Source organism: Pedobacter sp. BMA (assembly GCF_001027745.1).
Lineage (GTDB): Bacteria > Bacteroidota > Bacteroidia > Sphingobacteriales > Sphingobacteriaceae > Pedobacter.
Genome location: NZ_LECU01000004.1, coordinates 91042 through 107266 on the forward strand (window position 1 = coordinate 91042; position 16225 = coordinate 107266).

At 40.5% G+C, this 16225-nt stretch carries 11 protein-coding genes; 7 read left to right on the top strand and 4 right to left on the bottom strand.

Annotated elements, in window-relative coordinates; all coding sequences use genetic code 11:
* The first annotated feature begins 86 nt into the window (after positions 1-86).
* The 3 genes from AB669_RS06720 (at position 87) to AB669_RS06730 (ending at position 2790) form a co-directional block, all read left to right on the top strand.
* A complete protein-coding gene (locus tag AB669_RS06720) occupies positions 87-851 on the top strand; it encodes an ABC transporter ATP-binding protein (RefSeq protein ID WP_047798549.1) in 765 nt (254 codons plus the stop codon).
* 71 nt (positions 852-922) lie between these two features.
* Positions 923-2032 (top strand): ABC transporter permease, encoded by a 1110-nt coding sequence (locus AB669_RS06725; RefSeq protein ID WP_047798550.1) that lies wholly within the window; start codon positions 923-925, stop codon positions 2030-2032.
* Between the two features lie 71 nt (positions 2033-2103).
* Positions 2104-2790 (top strand): hypothetical protein, encoded by a 687-nt coding sequence (locus tag AB669_RS06730; protein ID WP_156166697.1) that lies wholly within the window; start codon positions 2104-2106, stop codon positions 2788-2790.
* Between the two features lie 7 nt (positions 2791-2797).
* On the opposite strand, the gene AB669_RS06735 is transcribed toward AB669_RS06730, so the two are convergent.
* The 4 genes from AB669_RS06735 to kbl form a co-directional block, all read right to left on the bottom strand.
* Entirely contained in the window at positions 2798-3373 is a 576-nt protein-coding gene (locus AB669_RS06735; RefSeq protein WP_047798552.1) for a TetR/AcrR family transcriptional regulator, read from the bottom strand.
* Position 3374: 1 nt separating this feature from the next.
* A complete protein-coding gene (locus AB669_RS06740; RefSeq protein WP_047798553.1) occupies positions 3375-3782 on the bottom strand; it encodes a hypothetical protein in 408 nt (135 codons plus the stop codon).
* 1 nt (position 3783) lies between these two features.
* Positions 3784-4824, bottom strand: coding sequence for a phenylalanine--tRNA ligase subunit alpha (pheS, locus tag AB669_RS06745; protein WP_047798554.1), 1041 nt, complete (start codon positions 4822-4824; stop codon positions 3784-3786).
* Between the two features lie 148 nt (positions 4825-4972).
* The gene (kbl, locus tag AB669_RS06750; protein ID WP_047798555.1) at positions 4973-6160 is read right to left on the bottom strand and encodes a glycine C-acetyltransferase; all 1188 of its coding nucleotides are present in this window, start codon (positions 6158-6160) and stop codon (positions 4973-4975) included.
* A gap of 212 nt (positions 6161-6372) precedes the next feature.
* On the opposite strand from kbl, the gene AB669_RS06755 reads away from it, so the two are divergent.
* The 4 genes from AB669_RS06755 to AB669_RS06770 all read left to right on the top strand — a co-directional run bounded on the left by AB669_RS06755 (position 6373) and on the right by AB669_RS06770 (position 16218).
* Positions 6373-8817 (top strand): DUF5686 and carboxypeptidase regulatory-like domain-containing protein, encoded by a 2445-nt coding sequence (locus AB669_RS06755; RefSeq protein ID WP_047798556.1) that lies wholly within the window; start codon positions 6373-6375, stop codon positions 8815-8817.
* 105 nt (positions 8818-8922) lie between these two features.
* A complete protein-coding gene (locus AB669_RS06760) occupies positions 8923-9855 on the top strand; it encodes a rhodanese-related sulfurtransferase (protein ID WP_047798557.1) in 933 nt (310 codons plus the stop codon).
* Between the two features lie 57 nt (positions 9856-9912).
* Positions 9913-12798: a triple tyrosine motif-containing protein gene (locus AB669_RS06765; protein WP_047798558.1), complete on the top strand. Its 2886-nt coding sequence runs from the start codon at positions 9913-9915 to the stop codon at positions 12796-12798.
* Between the two features lie 378 nt (positions 12799-13176).
* The gene (locus AB669_RS06770; protein ID WP_047798559.1) at positions 13177-16218 is read left to right on the top strand and encodes a TonB-dependent receptor; all 3042 of its coding nucleotides are present in this window, start codon (positions 13177-13179) and stop codon (positions 16216-16218) included.
* Positions 16219-16225: the final 7 nt, after the last annotated feature.

Sequence of the window (16225 nt, forward strand, 5' to 3'; positions counted from 1 at the left end):
CCAGCTGCCTACATCATCTGACCGACATTTTATTGATTTATAGCCAAATTCATTTTCTATTCATTTAAAGCTGCTTACATTCGCATATGGAAACAAATAAAGCCATTATCAGTGTTAAAAATCTGGTAAAAAAGTATGACGATTTCGTGGCCGTTCAAGGCTTAACTTTCGATGTTTATGAGCATGAGATTTTTGGATTGCTCGGACCAAATGGTGCGGGAAAAACAACTACCCTCGAAATTATCGAAACCCTGAGGAATAAAACTTCGGGAGAGATCATAGTAGACGGCTTTTCAGTTGACCAGGATCCACATAAAATTAAGCAGATCATCGGCGTTCAGCTACAGGCTGCCGGCTACTATCCGAATTTAAACCTCGTAGAACTTATTGAGCTTTTCGCAGGACTGTATGGCGCCAATATTAAACCAATGGAGATGTTGGAAAAGGTGAACCTACAGGATAAAGCAAAAGCAAAATATAAAGCTTTATCAGGCGGACAAAAACAGCGTTTCTCTATTGCCACGACATTGATCAATCAGCCAAAGATTATCTTCCTTGACGAACCCACTACCGGCCTGGATCCCCAGGCCAGGCGGAACTTATGGGACCTGATTATCGAAATACGTAAAGCAGGAACGACAGTAGTGATCACTACCCACTATATGGATGAAGCGGAGCAGCTTTGCGATCGCGTGGCTTTTGTTGAACGTGGAGAGATCATCGCACTCGATACACCTGACAACTTGATCGATGAATTGGTAAATAGTGGCTTTGAACGGAAAAAAGAAGTTAAAAAAGCGAATCTGGAAGATGTTTTCATCAACCTGACCGGAAAAGAGTGGCGTGAATAATCCGGGTTTTGTCGGCAAGTAAAAAGAATCTAAGTAAGTAGTTATAAAAATTAATCCAATATAAAACAGATATGAACGATCAAAATTCAGTCAATGCTTCAGGTACTGGCACCTACAGCAACCTGACGGCAACGTTGGCTTTGGCTAAGGCAAGTTTTCGCTCGATTATGCGGAGCCCTTCGGCTGTAGTTTTTACACTGGCCTTTCCTTTAATCTTCATATTGGTGTTTGGGTTTCTGGGTGGTGGCGGAACGCGAATTGATGTTGGTGTAACACCAGGTTCGGATGTCGACAATCCCGTGATGGGAATGCTTGAACAAACAGGCATGATCAGGCTGGTGAAAGACAAATCAAAAGCTGATTTTGATAAACTACTGGAAAAAGGCAATGTAGATGCCATGATTGATGTACACAGAAAAGTGAATTCGAGCGCCTATTCCGTAAACGTTGTTTATACTTCAGCTTCAAGAGATAAAGGTGGCATTTTAAAATCTGTGTTGAACAATGCATTTTACAACAAGACACTAAAACCATCTGTGGCGGAAATTAAAGAAAGTACCATTGTTGGCCGCGAGTATAGAACAATCGATTTTATTCTGCCCGGGCAGCTGGGTTTTTCCTTGTTGAGTACAGGGGTATTCGGCACTGCATTCGTGTTTTTGAGTTTACGCCAAACCCTGGTGATTAAACGATTTTTCGCCACGCCCGTACGGCGATCGAGCATAGTAATCGGAGAAGGTATTGCCAGGATAGGTTTTGCACTGATAGGTGCTTTATTTATCATCTTAATCGGACATTTCTTTTTCCACTTCACACTCGTCCATGGAGTCGTCACGGTGGTTAATATGCTACTGCTTGCCACGATGGGTATTATTGTGTTTATGGGCTTCGGTTTTATCATTTCAGGTATTGCTAAAAGTGAAAGCATGGTGCCACCCATTTCCAATATTGTAACCTTGCCGCAGTTTTTATTGTCGGGCACTTTTTTCTCTATTGAGGCTTTCCCAACCTGGTTGCAACCCATTAGCCGTGCCCTACCCCTTACTTACTTAAACGACGCAATGAGAAAAGTGGCATTTGAAGGAATGGGATTGTGGGATGTTAAATTTCAGATTATGATTCTCGTGATCTGGGGAATAGGGATTTACGCAGTTGCCGTAAAAGTATTTAAGTGGGAATAACCGTTGAAACGTTAACTTTTTTTAACTTTTAAGCCGGATATATTAAATTAGTTTTGTAGAAATTTCTACACATGAAAAGACTAGTCATGATGAGCCTGTTGGTATTGGCGGGCTTATTTGCACAGGCACAATATACATTTTTAGCCAACAACTGTTCCGGGCAATACAATGTAAAGGTTTTCGTAGCCAGCTGTGAGGGTGGTAACTGCGGAGGAAAAGCAACTTTGGTGCTTTCCGATAAAATCACAGGAAAGGAGATTGAACCCTTTCACTCCTTAGATTTAGACTTTAACCTAACGGATAAACAAAATGCCCGACTGGGCTGGGTGGAATTGGGCAAATACCAGAGTCCGTTAATATTTGGCGACTTTAACTTTGATGGCTTTGAAGATATGGCGATCAGAAATGGAAACAATGGCGCCTATTCGAGTCCCTCCTTCGATGTTTACCTCGGCTCGGCAAATCAAAAGTTCACCTTAAATCCAGAGTTTACCAAACTTGCCAGTGAAAACCTTGGGATGTTTGAAGTAGACAGAAAAACAAAGGAGCTCACCATCCACCTGAAAAGCGGCTGTTGTTATCAGCAGCGGATCACTTATAAAGTAACAACGAAAGATATACCATCAGAAGTATCCTCAGTTATTGAGGATTCTTCGATTGGTGATGATGTTACCGTCATCACCAGAAAGCTGGTTGATGGAAAGATGCAAAAGAAAGTAGAAAAGTTTAAGGCAAAAGAATACTATATCGAACAGTAGACTTTGACTAAAGCGCTGCTTTTACCAGAAATGGCAAAATCTCTTTCTGAAAACTCACAAAGTTCTTACGTACGTCGGAATCACTTACAGAAGTAAAAGCGAAAGAGAAAACGATGCTTTTACTGGCCTTTAGCAGAAAAGCCAGTCCTTCCCTCCGTGCCGGATTATTTTTAAAGTTATCCAGTTGCAGGTAAGCAGCTAACAAAAGGGCTTCCAGCTGATCAGAAAGGTGTTTCAGGAACTCCTGTGAATTGGCATTCTCACGAACGAAATCCCATCCGATAAATTCATTACAGGCCGTAAAAGAAAGGCGGCTGGTTTTCATTACGAGGGCCTTTAAATGCTCTTCCTCGCTGGCATAACTGATTTTGTTATTTAATATTTCATATAAATTCTGATCCAGATAGTCCATCAGTATACTATCCAAAACCTGTTCTTTACTTTCGAAATATTTGTAAATGGTTGCTTTAGCAATACGTGCCTTTTTAGCAATTTCATTTACACTTGTTTTATGATATCCGTATTTTCTAAAAAGTTCTTTGGCAGCCTTTTTAACTGTATCCTTTATTTTTTCAGCTTCCATCTTAATTGCTTACATGTAACAGTGTGCTGCCCTGGAGTGTGATGGTATAGGTTTTCAGGCTTCTTTCGGCAGGGGCCTTTTGCGGGCTGCCATCAAGTAATGAAAACTTGGCGCCAGAGCATGGGTCAGTAGCAGTTAAACCACTTTCATCGGGCACTATTTTACATACCTTTTCCGGATTAACGGTGCTACACCTGTCGAACGCGACAAAACTACCCAAAGGTGTTTTAACGATCACTAAACCCCCTACGCCGTAATTGGGCACCAACAATACATTGTTTGTTGATTTTATACTAAATTCAGCTAATGTGACATTATAATTTACAGCAACATCGGGAATATAGTTCTCTTCTTTTCCACAGCCGGTAGAGAGCATCAATAGAATGATTATGCCATAAATATATTTCATATTAGATTAATGCCGACTTGTATTGTTTTAAGAAACGAACATCGTTCTCAGAGAACAGGCGCAAGTCTTTAATTTCATATTTCAGATTGGTGATGCGTTCGATACCCATTCCGAAAGCAAACCCGCTGTATTTTTTTGAATCGATACCACAGTTTTCCAATACATTCGGATCTACCATACCGCAACCTAAAATTTCTACCCAGCCACTATATTTACATAGGGGACAACCTGCGCCTTTACAAATGGTACAGGAAATATCCATTTCTGCAGATGGCTCTGTAAATGGGAAATATGACGGGCGGAAACGCACTTTTGTACCTTCGCCATACAACTCCTGAACAAAGTAAAATAAGGTTTGTTTTAAATCTGCAAAGGATACATTTTCGTCTACATATAATCCTTCAACCTGATGAAAAAAGCAGTGTGCCCTTGCGGAGATGGCTTCATTGCGATAAACACGTCCGGGCATAATGGCCCTGAAAGGCGGCTGCCCCTGCTCCATCATTCTCACCTGTACGGAAGAGGTGTGTGTACGCAGTGCGATATCACCCTTTTCACCGCCTTTTTTAATGAAGAAAGTATCCTGCATATCACGGGCAGGGTGTTCTTCAGGGAAGTTTAAAGCGGAAAAGTTATGCCAATCGTCTTCAATCTCCGGACCTTCAGCAACGGTAAAGCCAAGTTTGGCAAAAATTCCAACAATTTCACGCCTAACCAAAGCCAAGGGATGTCGTGAACCGATTTCGAAGCCTTCGCCCGGCAGGGTTAAGTCTTGCTCGTTCGCGCTTGCCTGAGACTGTGTTGCTTCAGTTGCTTCTTTTAAAGTTTGATATTTTGACTCGGCAAGTTGCTTAAATTCATTTAAGACTTTACCTAGTGATCTTTTTTCATCTGTGGAAACGGTTTTAAATTCTTCAAAGATTTCCTTGATAATTCCTTTGCTTCCTAAATATTTAATACGGAATTGCTCCAACTCATCTGCTTTTTCGGTTACGAAAGCGTTGATTTTTTCCGAGTATTGTGTTATTTTGTCCTGTAACATGGCTTCAAATATACGGCAAATTATATTAAAAACTTACACCATCCGGGTTCAAAAAATCTGTTTACAATAGCATTATATAGGAAAATAGACTCAAAACAACAAAAGCCGCTTCATCGCGGCTTTTGTTGTTTGTATATTTTATCAGGTACTAGATTACCCCTAAATCCTTGCCCACTTTGGTAAATGCAGCAATGGCTTTGTCGAGGTGATGTTGTTCATGACCTGCCGACAATTGCACACGAATTCTTGCTTTTCCCTGTGGCACAACAGGATAGAAAAATCCGATTACGTAGATCCCTTCCTCAAGCATTTTAGCAGCAAAGTTTTGCGCTATTTTAGCATCGTACAGCATTACCGGAACGATGGGATGAAAGCCAGGCTTGATATCAAAACCGGCAGCAGTCATTTTCTCACGGAAATATTTAGTATTGCTTTCCAGTTTGTCCCTTAAGGCAGTGGTTTCGCTCAGCATATCCAGAACAGCAATGGAAGCACCGGCAATGGCTGGCGCCAGGGTATTCGAAAATAAATACGGACGTGAGCGCTGGCGCAACATATCGATGATTTCTTTCTTGCCGGAAGTAAAACCACCAGATGCACCACCCAGAGCCTTACCCAAAGTACCTGTAATGATATCAATGCGGTCCATCACGTCAAAATGTTCGTGTGTGCCGCGGCCGTTCTTACCAATAAAACCCGTACAGTGAGATTCATCAATCATGATCAGGGCCTCATATTTATCAGCCAGGTCAGCAATTTTATCTAAAGGTGCAACAGACCCGTCCATCGAGAATGCACCATCGGTAACAATAATCCTGTGACGGCAATCTTTAGCTGCAATAAGTTGCTTTTCCAGGTCTTCCATATCGGCATTTTTGTAACGGAAACGCTGCGCTTTACATAACCTAACGCCATCAATGATTGAAGCATGATTCAGCTCATCAGAAATAATTGCATCTTCTGCATTAAACAAAGGTTCGAAAACACCACCATTTGCATCAAATGCCGCGGCATACAGGATTGTATCTTCTGTTCCGAGGAATTGGGAAATCTTTGCTTCCAGTTCTTTATGAACATCCTGCGTTCCGCAAATAAAGCGTACAGACGACATACCATAACCATGATCATCGATTGCTTTTTTGGCTGCTTCGATCACTTTAGGGTGAGAGGATAAGCCCAGATAGTTATTTGCACAGAAATTAATTACTTCTGCACCGCCGCTTACTTTGATATCAGCACCTTGTGGTGTTACAATGATCCTTTCGCGTTTATATAAACCTGCGTTTTCTATTTCTTCGAGTTCTTTTTGAAGAACTGGTTGTAGTGTTTTGTACATTTTGCTTAAGAAGATTTTGGTTCAAAGTTATAAAAAACTGTTAATGAAAGCTATTGTAGAGCGCTTCATTGAAAAAAAGCATTTTTCCTGCAACTGAACAAATCAAATTAGCGTCTACAACAATATATTTTGTTCCTTAACAAACTTTAACACCAACAAATGTGTATAGTGTTAAAACTTATTCGATATTTATAGATCACTAATCGTTACACATGAGAAAAATCTACGCCCTTATTTTCTTTTGCTTTACTACAAGCCTGGCTTTTGCTCAACATTTGATTAGTGGCACAATAAAGGATAATAACGGACAGCCGATCCCTTTCACTTCTGTGTATTTAAAAAACACCACAACAGGAACATCAGCAAACGTTGACGGGAAATATGAGATGAAGCTGAAAAGAGGTCAGCAAACCATTAGCTTCAGGGCGGTGGGTTATAAACAACAGGACCACATTGTAAATTTAGACCGTGATATAACATTAAATATTACGCTGGCCTCAGAAAGTTATACCCTTGATAATGTAAACATCAGGGCCAATGCAGAAGATCCGGCTTATGAAATTATCAGGAAAACGATCGCGCAGAGAAAAACTCACCTTGAGGAGGTAAAGGCATTTAGTTGTGATGTGTACATTAAAGGCGTTCAGCGGCTGAAGGGTGCGCCAAAGAAATTTTTTGGCAGGGATATACAGAAAACCCTGGAGCTTGATACTAACCGGAAAGGCATTATTTACCTATCCGAATCGCAAAGTAAATTTAGCTTCAGAAGGCCGAATGACGTGCATGAAGAAATGATTTCCTCTAAAGTTGCAGGAAGAAATAATGCATTCAGTTTTAATAAAGCATCCGACCTGATCATTAATTTCTATGACAACTATCTGCTGGAAAATACGCTGAGTTCACGAGGCTTTATTTCCCCTATTGCTGATAATGCCCTTTTTTACTATAAATACAAACTACTGGGAGAAAGTACAGAAAACGGCCAGTTGATTCATAAAATAGAGGTGAGCCCACGCAGGGTAAATGATCCGGTTTTCAGGGGCATTATTTACATCATGGATGAGAGCTGGCGCATTTATAATACCGATTTATACTTAACCAAACAGGCGGGTATTAATTTCATTGATACACTAAATATTAACCAGCAGTTTACAAAAGTTAAAGATGTATATATGCCAACCGGTATCAACTTTCAGTTTACCGGAAATGTTCTGGGCTTCAAAATAGCCGGTTACTACCTGGGGGTATATAGCAATTATAACGTAAATCCTAATTTTCCAAAAAACCTTTTTACAGGTGAAATCTTGAAGGTTACTGAAATGGTTAACAAAAAAGATTCCTTGTACTGGGTTGAAAACAGACCAATTCCGCTTACGGCTGATGAGAAAATCAATTACATCAAGAAAGATAGTGTTGCGAAGCTAAAAGAGTCCAAGCATTATCTTGATTCACTGGAAAAAGACAATAACAAATTCAGCATCGGTAAATTAATTTTGAGGGGCTATAGCCAGAATGACCGGTATGATAAACATTCGTTAAGCTTTGACCCGGTTTGGAGAGCTATATTTTACAATACCGTGGAAGGATTGGCCATCAAGTATGGCGTCACTTATCGCCAGGAGTATGAAAACAGAAGGTTTTACTCTATCCGTCCTGAAGTGCGCTATGGATTTGCCAACCAGAAATTAACAGGCAGTATTACAGGAAATTATTTTTACGACCCACTCAAACGGGCCAGCTATGGTGGTTCATTCGGAAACGGCATTTTTGATCTGAATAATCTGGGTTCGATGACGCCGCTGGGCAATACAATTAACTCCTTGCTTTACGAAAAGAACTTCCCGAAGTATTACTATAAGGATTTTGTGAGTTTATATACCACCAGAGAGCTGGCTACGGGCCTTCAGGCGAATTTAAGCGCCGATTACAGTCATAACAAAGCTTTAGCTAACAATTCTACATTTAAGTTTTTCGATGCGAAGGACAGAGAATTTACTTCCAACAACCCTTTTGTTCCGGAAGCAGAAGTACCGTTATTCCCTGATTACAGCTCGTTAAGTGTAACTGCAAGCTTGACTTATACCATCGGACAAAAATACATTACCCGGCCTGACGGCAAATTTTATACGGAGTCGAAATATCCAAAAATTACTTTGCTTTATAAAAAGGGGCTGAATAATGTTTTGGGAAGCGATGTAGATTATGATTTTGTGAAAGCAGAGATTTTTGAAGACCGGATTGGACTTGGATTATGGGGACATACTTCATTTTTAGTCGGAGTAGGGAAATTCCTTAATAATGCCAAAATGTATTATCCTGACTTCAAACATTTTTCAGGTAATATTTCAACCATCTTCCCTCCCAACTTGAGGAAGTTTCAATATCTTGACTTCTACCAGTTCAGCACCAAGGAGCAGTATTTTGAAGCACATCTTGAACATAACTTCGCAGGATTCTTCATGAATAAGATTCCATTGTTGCGTAAGCTAAAGCTGGAAGAGCTGGTGGGTGGAGGCTATTTATCTTCACCTGAGAAACGGAATTATAAAGAATTTTACTTCGGTATCCAGCGCCTGGTTTTAAGGGCCAGCTATGGTTTTGCTTATGATGGCGCAAAGAAAATTAATCAGGGTTTTAGAATAAGCTACGGATTTTAAACTTAAAAGCGAATGTGGAATGGACTAAGCTTGCTGTTTGGCATTTAAGCTAAAAGCATTATCTTTGCGCTGCTTCAACGCCGTTTGCAGCGGTATCAGTGCATCATGAAAAAATATCAAACACTACTTTACTATTGCTATAGTTACATAGCAGAGGCAGAGCAATTTGCTGCCGATCACCTTAAATTTTGTAAATCATTAGACCTTGTTGGCCGTATTATCGTTGCCGATGAAGGTTTAAACGGCACCGTTTCGGGAACTCCTGAAGCCTGCGAAGCATATATGCAAGCCATTCATTCAGATGAAAGGTTTGCCAAAACTGAGTTTAAAATCGATGATGTGGAAGAACCGTCTTTCATTAAGATGCACTGCCGTTATAAGTCTGAGATTGTTCATTCCGGCTTACGCGATACCACCATCATCAATCCCAATGAAAAAACAGGGAAGCACCTCGAGCCTGTAGATTTCATGAAAATGAAAGACGACGAAGATGTGATCATCCTGGACGTACGCTCTAATTACGAGCACAACCTGGGAAGATTCAAAAATGCAGTGACCCTGGATATTGAGAACTTCCGCGACTTCCCGGAGCAAATCAATCAGTTGGCACAATACAAGGATAAAAAAATCCTAACGTACTGCACCGGTGGAATCAAATGCGAGAAAGCCTCAGCTTTGCTTCTGCACCACGGATTCAATGATGTTTACCAGTTACACGGCGGAATTATTAAGTATGGTAAAGAAGCCGGAGGCAAAGATTTTGAAGGGAAGTGTTATGTTTTCGACAATCGGATTGCAGTGGATGTTAACCAGGTGAATCCAAAGGTCGTTTCAGTTTGCTTTAATTGTGGCACCACAACGCCTAAAATGATCAACTGTGCCAATCCGGAGTGTAATGAACACATCACCCAATGCGATGCCTGCGGTGAACAACTGGAAGGATGTTGCTCCGTTGCCTGTACCACAAATCCGCGTAAACGTCAATACGACGGAACCGGATATTATGTTAAAGTACCGCAGCCCGTTGGAGCTAAGTAAGGCCAATTGTGCAATTTTTGCTTATTTTGCGGACTAATCGCCTGGCCGAATCAATTTATGCTAAAATATCTGTACTATCCCCTTTTTCTTTTAGCTGCTCTTTCTTTCCGTTTACATGCATCTGATATAAAAAGTATAGGTGTTCCGTACATAGAAAATTACCCTAAATCTGTTTACGCATCGGGGAATCAAAATTGGAGCATCGCCAAAGATCAGAATGGTGTAATGTATTTTGGAAACGCGGAGGGATTGCTTACGTTCGACGGGCGTTACTGGCAGAAATACAAAATGCCTAACCGCCAAATCGTTCGCGCTGTTGCAACCGATAACAAAGGAAAAATATATACCGGCAGTTTCGGGGAATTTGGTTACTGGAGCCTCAAAAATAATCGTTTAAGTTATAGCTCGTTAACGAAACTGCTTCCGAAGGGAATTACGGTTACCGACGAAATCTGGAAAATTTACACCGATCAGGACCGCGTAATATTCCAGTCATTCTCCAGGATATTTATCTATAAAAATAACAGAATCGAAGTGGTAAAATCGCCTTCTTCATTCCTGTTTCTGCATAAGGTAAACAAAAGATATCTGGTAGAGGTGCTGGAAAAGGGTTTATTTGAACTCATTGGCAATAAGCTCAGGCCAATACCGGGAAGTGAGATACTGGGCAAAGAGGGTATCCTGTCCATTTTACCTTATAAAAATGGTGGTTTTATTATAGGAACAAGCAAGAACGGTCTTTTCACCTACGATGGGAAAACCTTTAGTCCGCTGAATACCCTTGCCAACAGCTATCTGAAAACCTACCAGCTGAACAACGGGGCTGTACTGATGGGCAAATACTTTGCCTATGGAACCATATTAAACGGCCTGATTATTATTGATGAAAATGGACGCGTTGTGCAGCGGATCAACAAATCGAGCGGTTTACAAAACAATACCGTATTAAGTTTATTTGCTGATGACGAGCAAAACCTGTGGACGGGCCTGGATAATGGAATCGACCGGATTGAGTTAAATTCCCCTTTGTATTTCTACTTCGATAAAACAGGGCAGTTTGGGACAGTATACTCAAGTATTATTTTCAATGGTAAGATTTACCTTGGCACCAACCAGGGACTTTTTTACAGTAACTGGAATCCGGAAAGTGAGCTAAACTCCTTTAACTTTCGTCTGATTCCGAATTCCCAGGGACAGGTGTGGGAGCTTACCGTAATTGATAATGAGTTAATTTGCGGCCACAATAGCGGAACATTCAAAGTGCTGGGCGACGAGATTCAATGGCTGTCCCGAACCGGTGGTGGGTGGACCATTAAAAAACTAAATTCAAATCCGGGCTATCTGATACAGGGAACCTATGTAGGGCTAACCCTCTTCAGTAAAACGGCCGGATCAGCGTTGAAGTTTGAAAGGAAGATCGGCGGCTTTGATGCACCATCGAGATTCATTGAGCAGGATGCTAAAGGTGATGTTTGGGTAAGCCATGCCTATAAAGGTTTGTATAAACTTACGTTGAGTAGCGATTACTCTAAAGTAACGGCTATGCGATACTTTGATGAGAAAAACGGATTACCTGGCAACTATAATATCAACATCTTCAACCTCGAAAACAGGATCGTTTTTTCTTCTGACGCTGGCTTTTACACTTATGATGAACTCAGCAACAAGTTCACAAAATACGATGTCCTGAATAAAAAACTGGGGTCGTTCGAAACGTCGAATAAAATTATCAATGCCGGCAATAAAAAATACTGGTTTATCAATCACGGTAAAACAGCCCTGGTTGATTTTAGTGAACCTGGTAAGCTGGAAATCGATTCTAATCAGTTTAGTTTGCTGGATGGGCGAATGGTGCAGTATTATGAGAACATCAGTAAAATCAGCAATGCCATTTATCTGATCAGTGTTGACGATGGCTTTGTGATTTATAACACTACCCAGAACCAGAGCAATGTAAACCGGAAACTGCCTAAGGTACTGATCAGAAGACTGGACGATATTACGGATAAATACCATACCATTAGTGAAACTGGCAATAACGAGCGTGATATTGAGATTCCATACAGCAGGAATAATATCCGCATTTCATTTTCGCTACCCTATTACCGCCAGGCAAAGGTAAAATATCAATTCTTCCTGGAAGGCTATTCAAAAGACTGGTCTGACTGGAACTTTGCTTCCCAAAAAGATTTCACCAATTTAGGCAGTGGCACCTATGTATTCAAAGTAAGGGCAAAGATCAACGACAATTCGGTTAGCGACATAACTAACTTTGAGTTTGAGGTATTGAGACCATGGTATTTGAATAACTGGGCCATTCTGATATATATTATTCTTCTGGCATTCATATTAAGGGCTGGCAAACAGGTTTATGAAAAGAAGCTAACAAGAGACAGTAAAAAAATAAGTGACAGGTTACAGGCTGAAAAGGAGGAAGTTTTACGTCAGGAAGCGGAGATTAACGAAAAACAGATCCACAAGCTTCAAACGGAGAAGCTTCAAACGGAGCTTGCCTCGAAAAACAGGGAACTGGCAAACTCTGCCATGACTTTGGTATATAAAAATGAGTTGCTTCAAAAGCTAAGTGACGAAATCATGAAGCTCAAAGATGAGAACGGGAAAAAACTTTCGGACGACCAGACCAGAAAAATTCAGAAAGTGATTAACGATGGTATGAATGATGAGCGGGACTGGCACTTATTTGAAAACAGTTTCAATGAGGCCCATGAAAGTTTCTTCAAAAAGCTAAAAGCACAACACCCGGACCTTGTTCCGAACGACCTTAAGTTATGTGCTTACCTGAGGATGAACATGAGCAGTAAAGAGATGTCATCGCTGCTTAATATTAGTGTCCGGGGCGTTGAAATACGCCGGTACAGATTAAGGAAAAAGCTTGAAGTGGCGCATGATAAAAACTTAACTGAGTTTTTGATGGAGTTGTAATATCAATGCTCAGGTGGCTTTCGTTTTCTTCCGATTTGTTCGAAAGTATTACGGAAAGCGCTTGATCCGGTTTTGATTAATAACCGTTTTTTGTAAACTGCGCGTTAAATAGCGGTTGACATCACTACATCATTACCTGCTCAGGGCCGTTTTTTATACCCTACAACACCCTTTGTGTAAAAAATACACTTAGACTTTGCATTTTAACATTCTCTTGCATCAAAAAGTGCGTTTTTAGGCCAAAATCGCGTTCGGTATCCTCTTACACAAAACGACAATTTAACATTTGATGTAATAATGTATAGGTCTTGGCACTTGCACAAGCAGAAAAACAACCTCAACTTTAACATAACAATTAAACTAAATTATAATAATAGCATGAAAAGAATCTTTACAAGAATTTCTGTTCTCGCTGCACTTTGCTTGCTAACCATTAACGTAGCAATTGCGCAAAACATTACCGTAAAAGGTAAGGTAACTGACGGAGGTGACAAGTCATCTTTGCCAGGCGTAACCATTACAATTAAAGGCGCACAAGGAGGCACGCAAACAGATGCCGATGGAAACTATTCGATCAGTGTACCATCAACAGCAACACTGGTATTTAACTTCGTTGGTTATACTGCACAAGAGCAGGCAGTAGCTAACCGCACCTCTATTAATGTAGCATTACTTTCCAGCACGCAACAACTCGAGCAAGTTGTAGTGGTGGGTTACGGCACGCAAAGAAAGATTGATGTAACAGGATCGGTGGCAAGTGTAAAAGGAGAAGAGATTTCGAAACAGGCGTCGACAAATCCTGTGAGTGCATTGCAAGGAAAAGTAGCTGGGGTAACAATTACAAACGCAGGTAGTCCGGGAAGTTCCCCTCAAATCAAAATCAGAGGCCAGGGAACTATTTATGGTTCTGCAAACCCTTTATACGTAGTTGACGGTGTTTGGTATGACGATATCAACTTTTTAAATCCCGGCGACATTGAAAATATCAGTATTTTGAAAGATGCCTCAGCACAGTCAATTTTCGGTATTCGTGCCGCGAACGGAGTTGTTCTGGTAACGACTAAAAAAGGGCGTACCAATACTCCAACTACTATTAATTATGATGGCTATGTTGGTTTCCAAAAAGTGACCAATCAGGTTGAAATGGCAAATGCATCAGAATATGCAACCATTATAAATGAGTTGTATACATCAAATGGCAATGCTGCATTATTCAGTAATACCAACCTTGGGGAAGGAACAAACTGGTACGATCAGGCTTTGAGAAACGCACTTGTGACCAACCATCAGGTTTCGATAATGGGTGGTTCAGAAAAATCTAATTACAATTTATCGCTCGGTTATCTGAATCAGGATGGTATTATTAAAACCAATAATTATAAAAGATACACTGCCCGCTTGTCAAATGATATCCAAATTTTCAAACCATTGAAAGTTGGCTATACTGTTACAGGAGTGATGGGAAACACTAAAGACAACCCATCGAGTATTTATCATCAATTATTTGCAGCTTCTCCAACAGTACCGGTATTCAATGCAGACGGTAGCTATGGCGATCCCAAAAGTCAGAATTTAGGTGATGGTGCTAACTTCAATCCTCAGGCTACTTTAGATTTTTTCAATTCACAATCAAAAAACAACAGGGTTACAGGAAATGTATATGCTGAATTAAAATTTGCAAAGCATTTCACATTCAAGACAAGTTTGGGTGGAGAATTCGGACAAATTGAGACAAGAGCATATGTGCCAAAATACTATGCTACCCTGGCTCAACAAAGTAACATAAGTACTTTAACCCTGGGAAGAACAGAAACCAGAAACTGGTTAATTGAAAATACCCTGACTTATAATAATACGATCGCGAAAGATCATAACCTGACAGTATTAGTTGGACAATCTGCACAACAAAACAAAAGTTACAACTTAACAGGTACCGCTCAAAATGTTCCGTTCAACACTGAGGCAGACTTATATTTAACACTAGGTGATTTAGCCAGCAGAACAATTGTTGATGGAGGCTCACTTTATAAGTTTGCATCATATTTTACCAGAGCAAACTACAGTTTCAAAAACAAATACCTTTTGAATGCATCCGTTCGTGCAGACGGGGCCTCTCAGTTTTTTGGATCTGATACCTGGGGTTATTTCCCATCCGTAGGTTTAGGCTGGGTAGTAACGGAGGAAGGTTTTATGAAAGACCAAAAGATCTTTAACTCACTAAAAATCCGTGGTAGCTGGGGCAAGATTGGAAACGCAGCAGTTCCAAGAAATCCAACTCAGTTAAACATCACTCAAACACCAGATCTTACTGCAGTTTTCGGTAATGATTTAACTTATACGGGTGCAAACGTTTTCTCTTATGTTCCACCAACAATTTCCTGGGAACGTGGAGTGGGTACAAACATTGGTTTCGAGGCCTCATTACTTAAAAGCAGGTTGTCAATAGAAGCCGACTACTATCTACGAAAAACTTCACAATCGATATTCAATTTACCAATTTTGGGTAGTTTAGGTTCAAAAGATCCTCAAATCTTAGGAAATCAGGCGGATCTGGAGAACAAAGGCTTTGAATTTTCGGCAACATGGAGAGATCGTTCGGAGGGTGGCTTCGGATACTCGCTTAGTGGAAACGTGGCATATAATGCCAATAAGGTTACCAATGTAGTTTCAGGTGCAAATCCAATTTACGCAGGAAGTACTGGTATTACCAACGGGTATCTGGCAACAAGAACAGTTGCAGGTCAACCAGTGGGACAATTTTACGGCTATCAGGTAGTTGGAATTTTCCAGACTGCAGCAGAAATTGCGTCATCACCAACGCAGTCGAACGCTGCTCCGGGCGGCTTTAAATATCAGGATGTTAATGGAGATGGCATTATCAATGCAAATGATAAGGTTGTTCTGGGAAATCCTAACCCTAGATTCACCTATGGTTTCAACACTAGTTTTGAATACAAAAATTTCGACCTTGCTTTGGATTTCCAGGGTGTAGCAGGTGTTGAGGTTTATAATGCCAACATTGCATTCCGTTACGGAAACGAGAACTTCACAAAAGATTTTTATGATAACAGATGGCATGGTGCTGGGACATCAAATACCTATCCATCAGCAAACGTGGGCGGATCAGCCAACTCTGCGCCAAATTCATTCTTTGTAGAAAGTGGTTCATATTTTAGAATCCGTAATGCTCAATTGGGTTATACCTTGCCAAAAGCAATCACTGAAAAATTAAAAATGCAAAAAGTTCGTTTTTACGCCAATGCGCAGAATGCACTTAACATTTTCGGATATAAAGGATTTAGCCCGGAGATTGTAGCTTCGACAACTCAAAATAGTCCATCATCACTGAATGCTGGTATCGACGCTAATGTGTATCCATTATTTGCTACATACAACTTTGGTATTAACGTAACTTTCTAAAACTAAA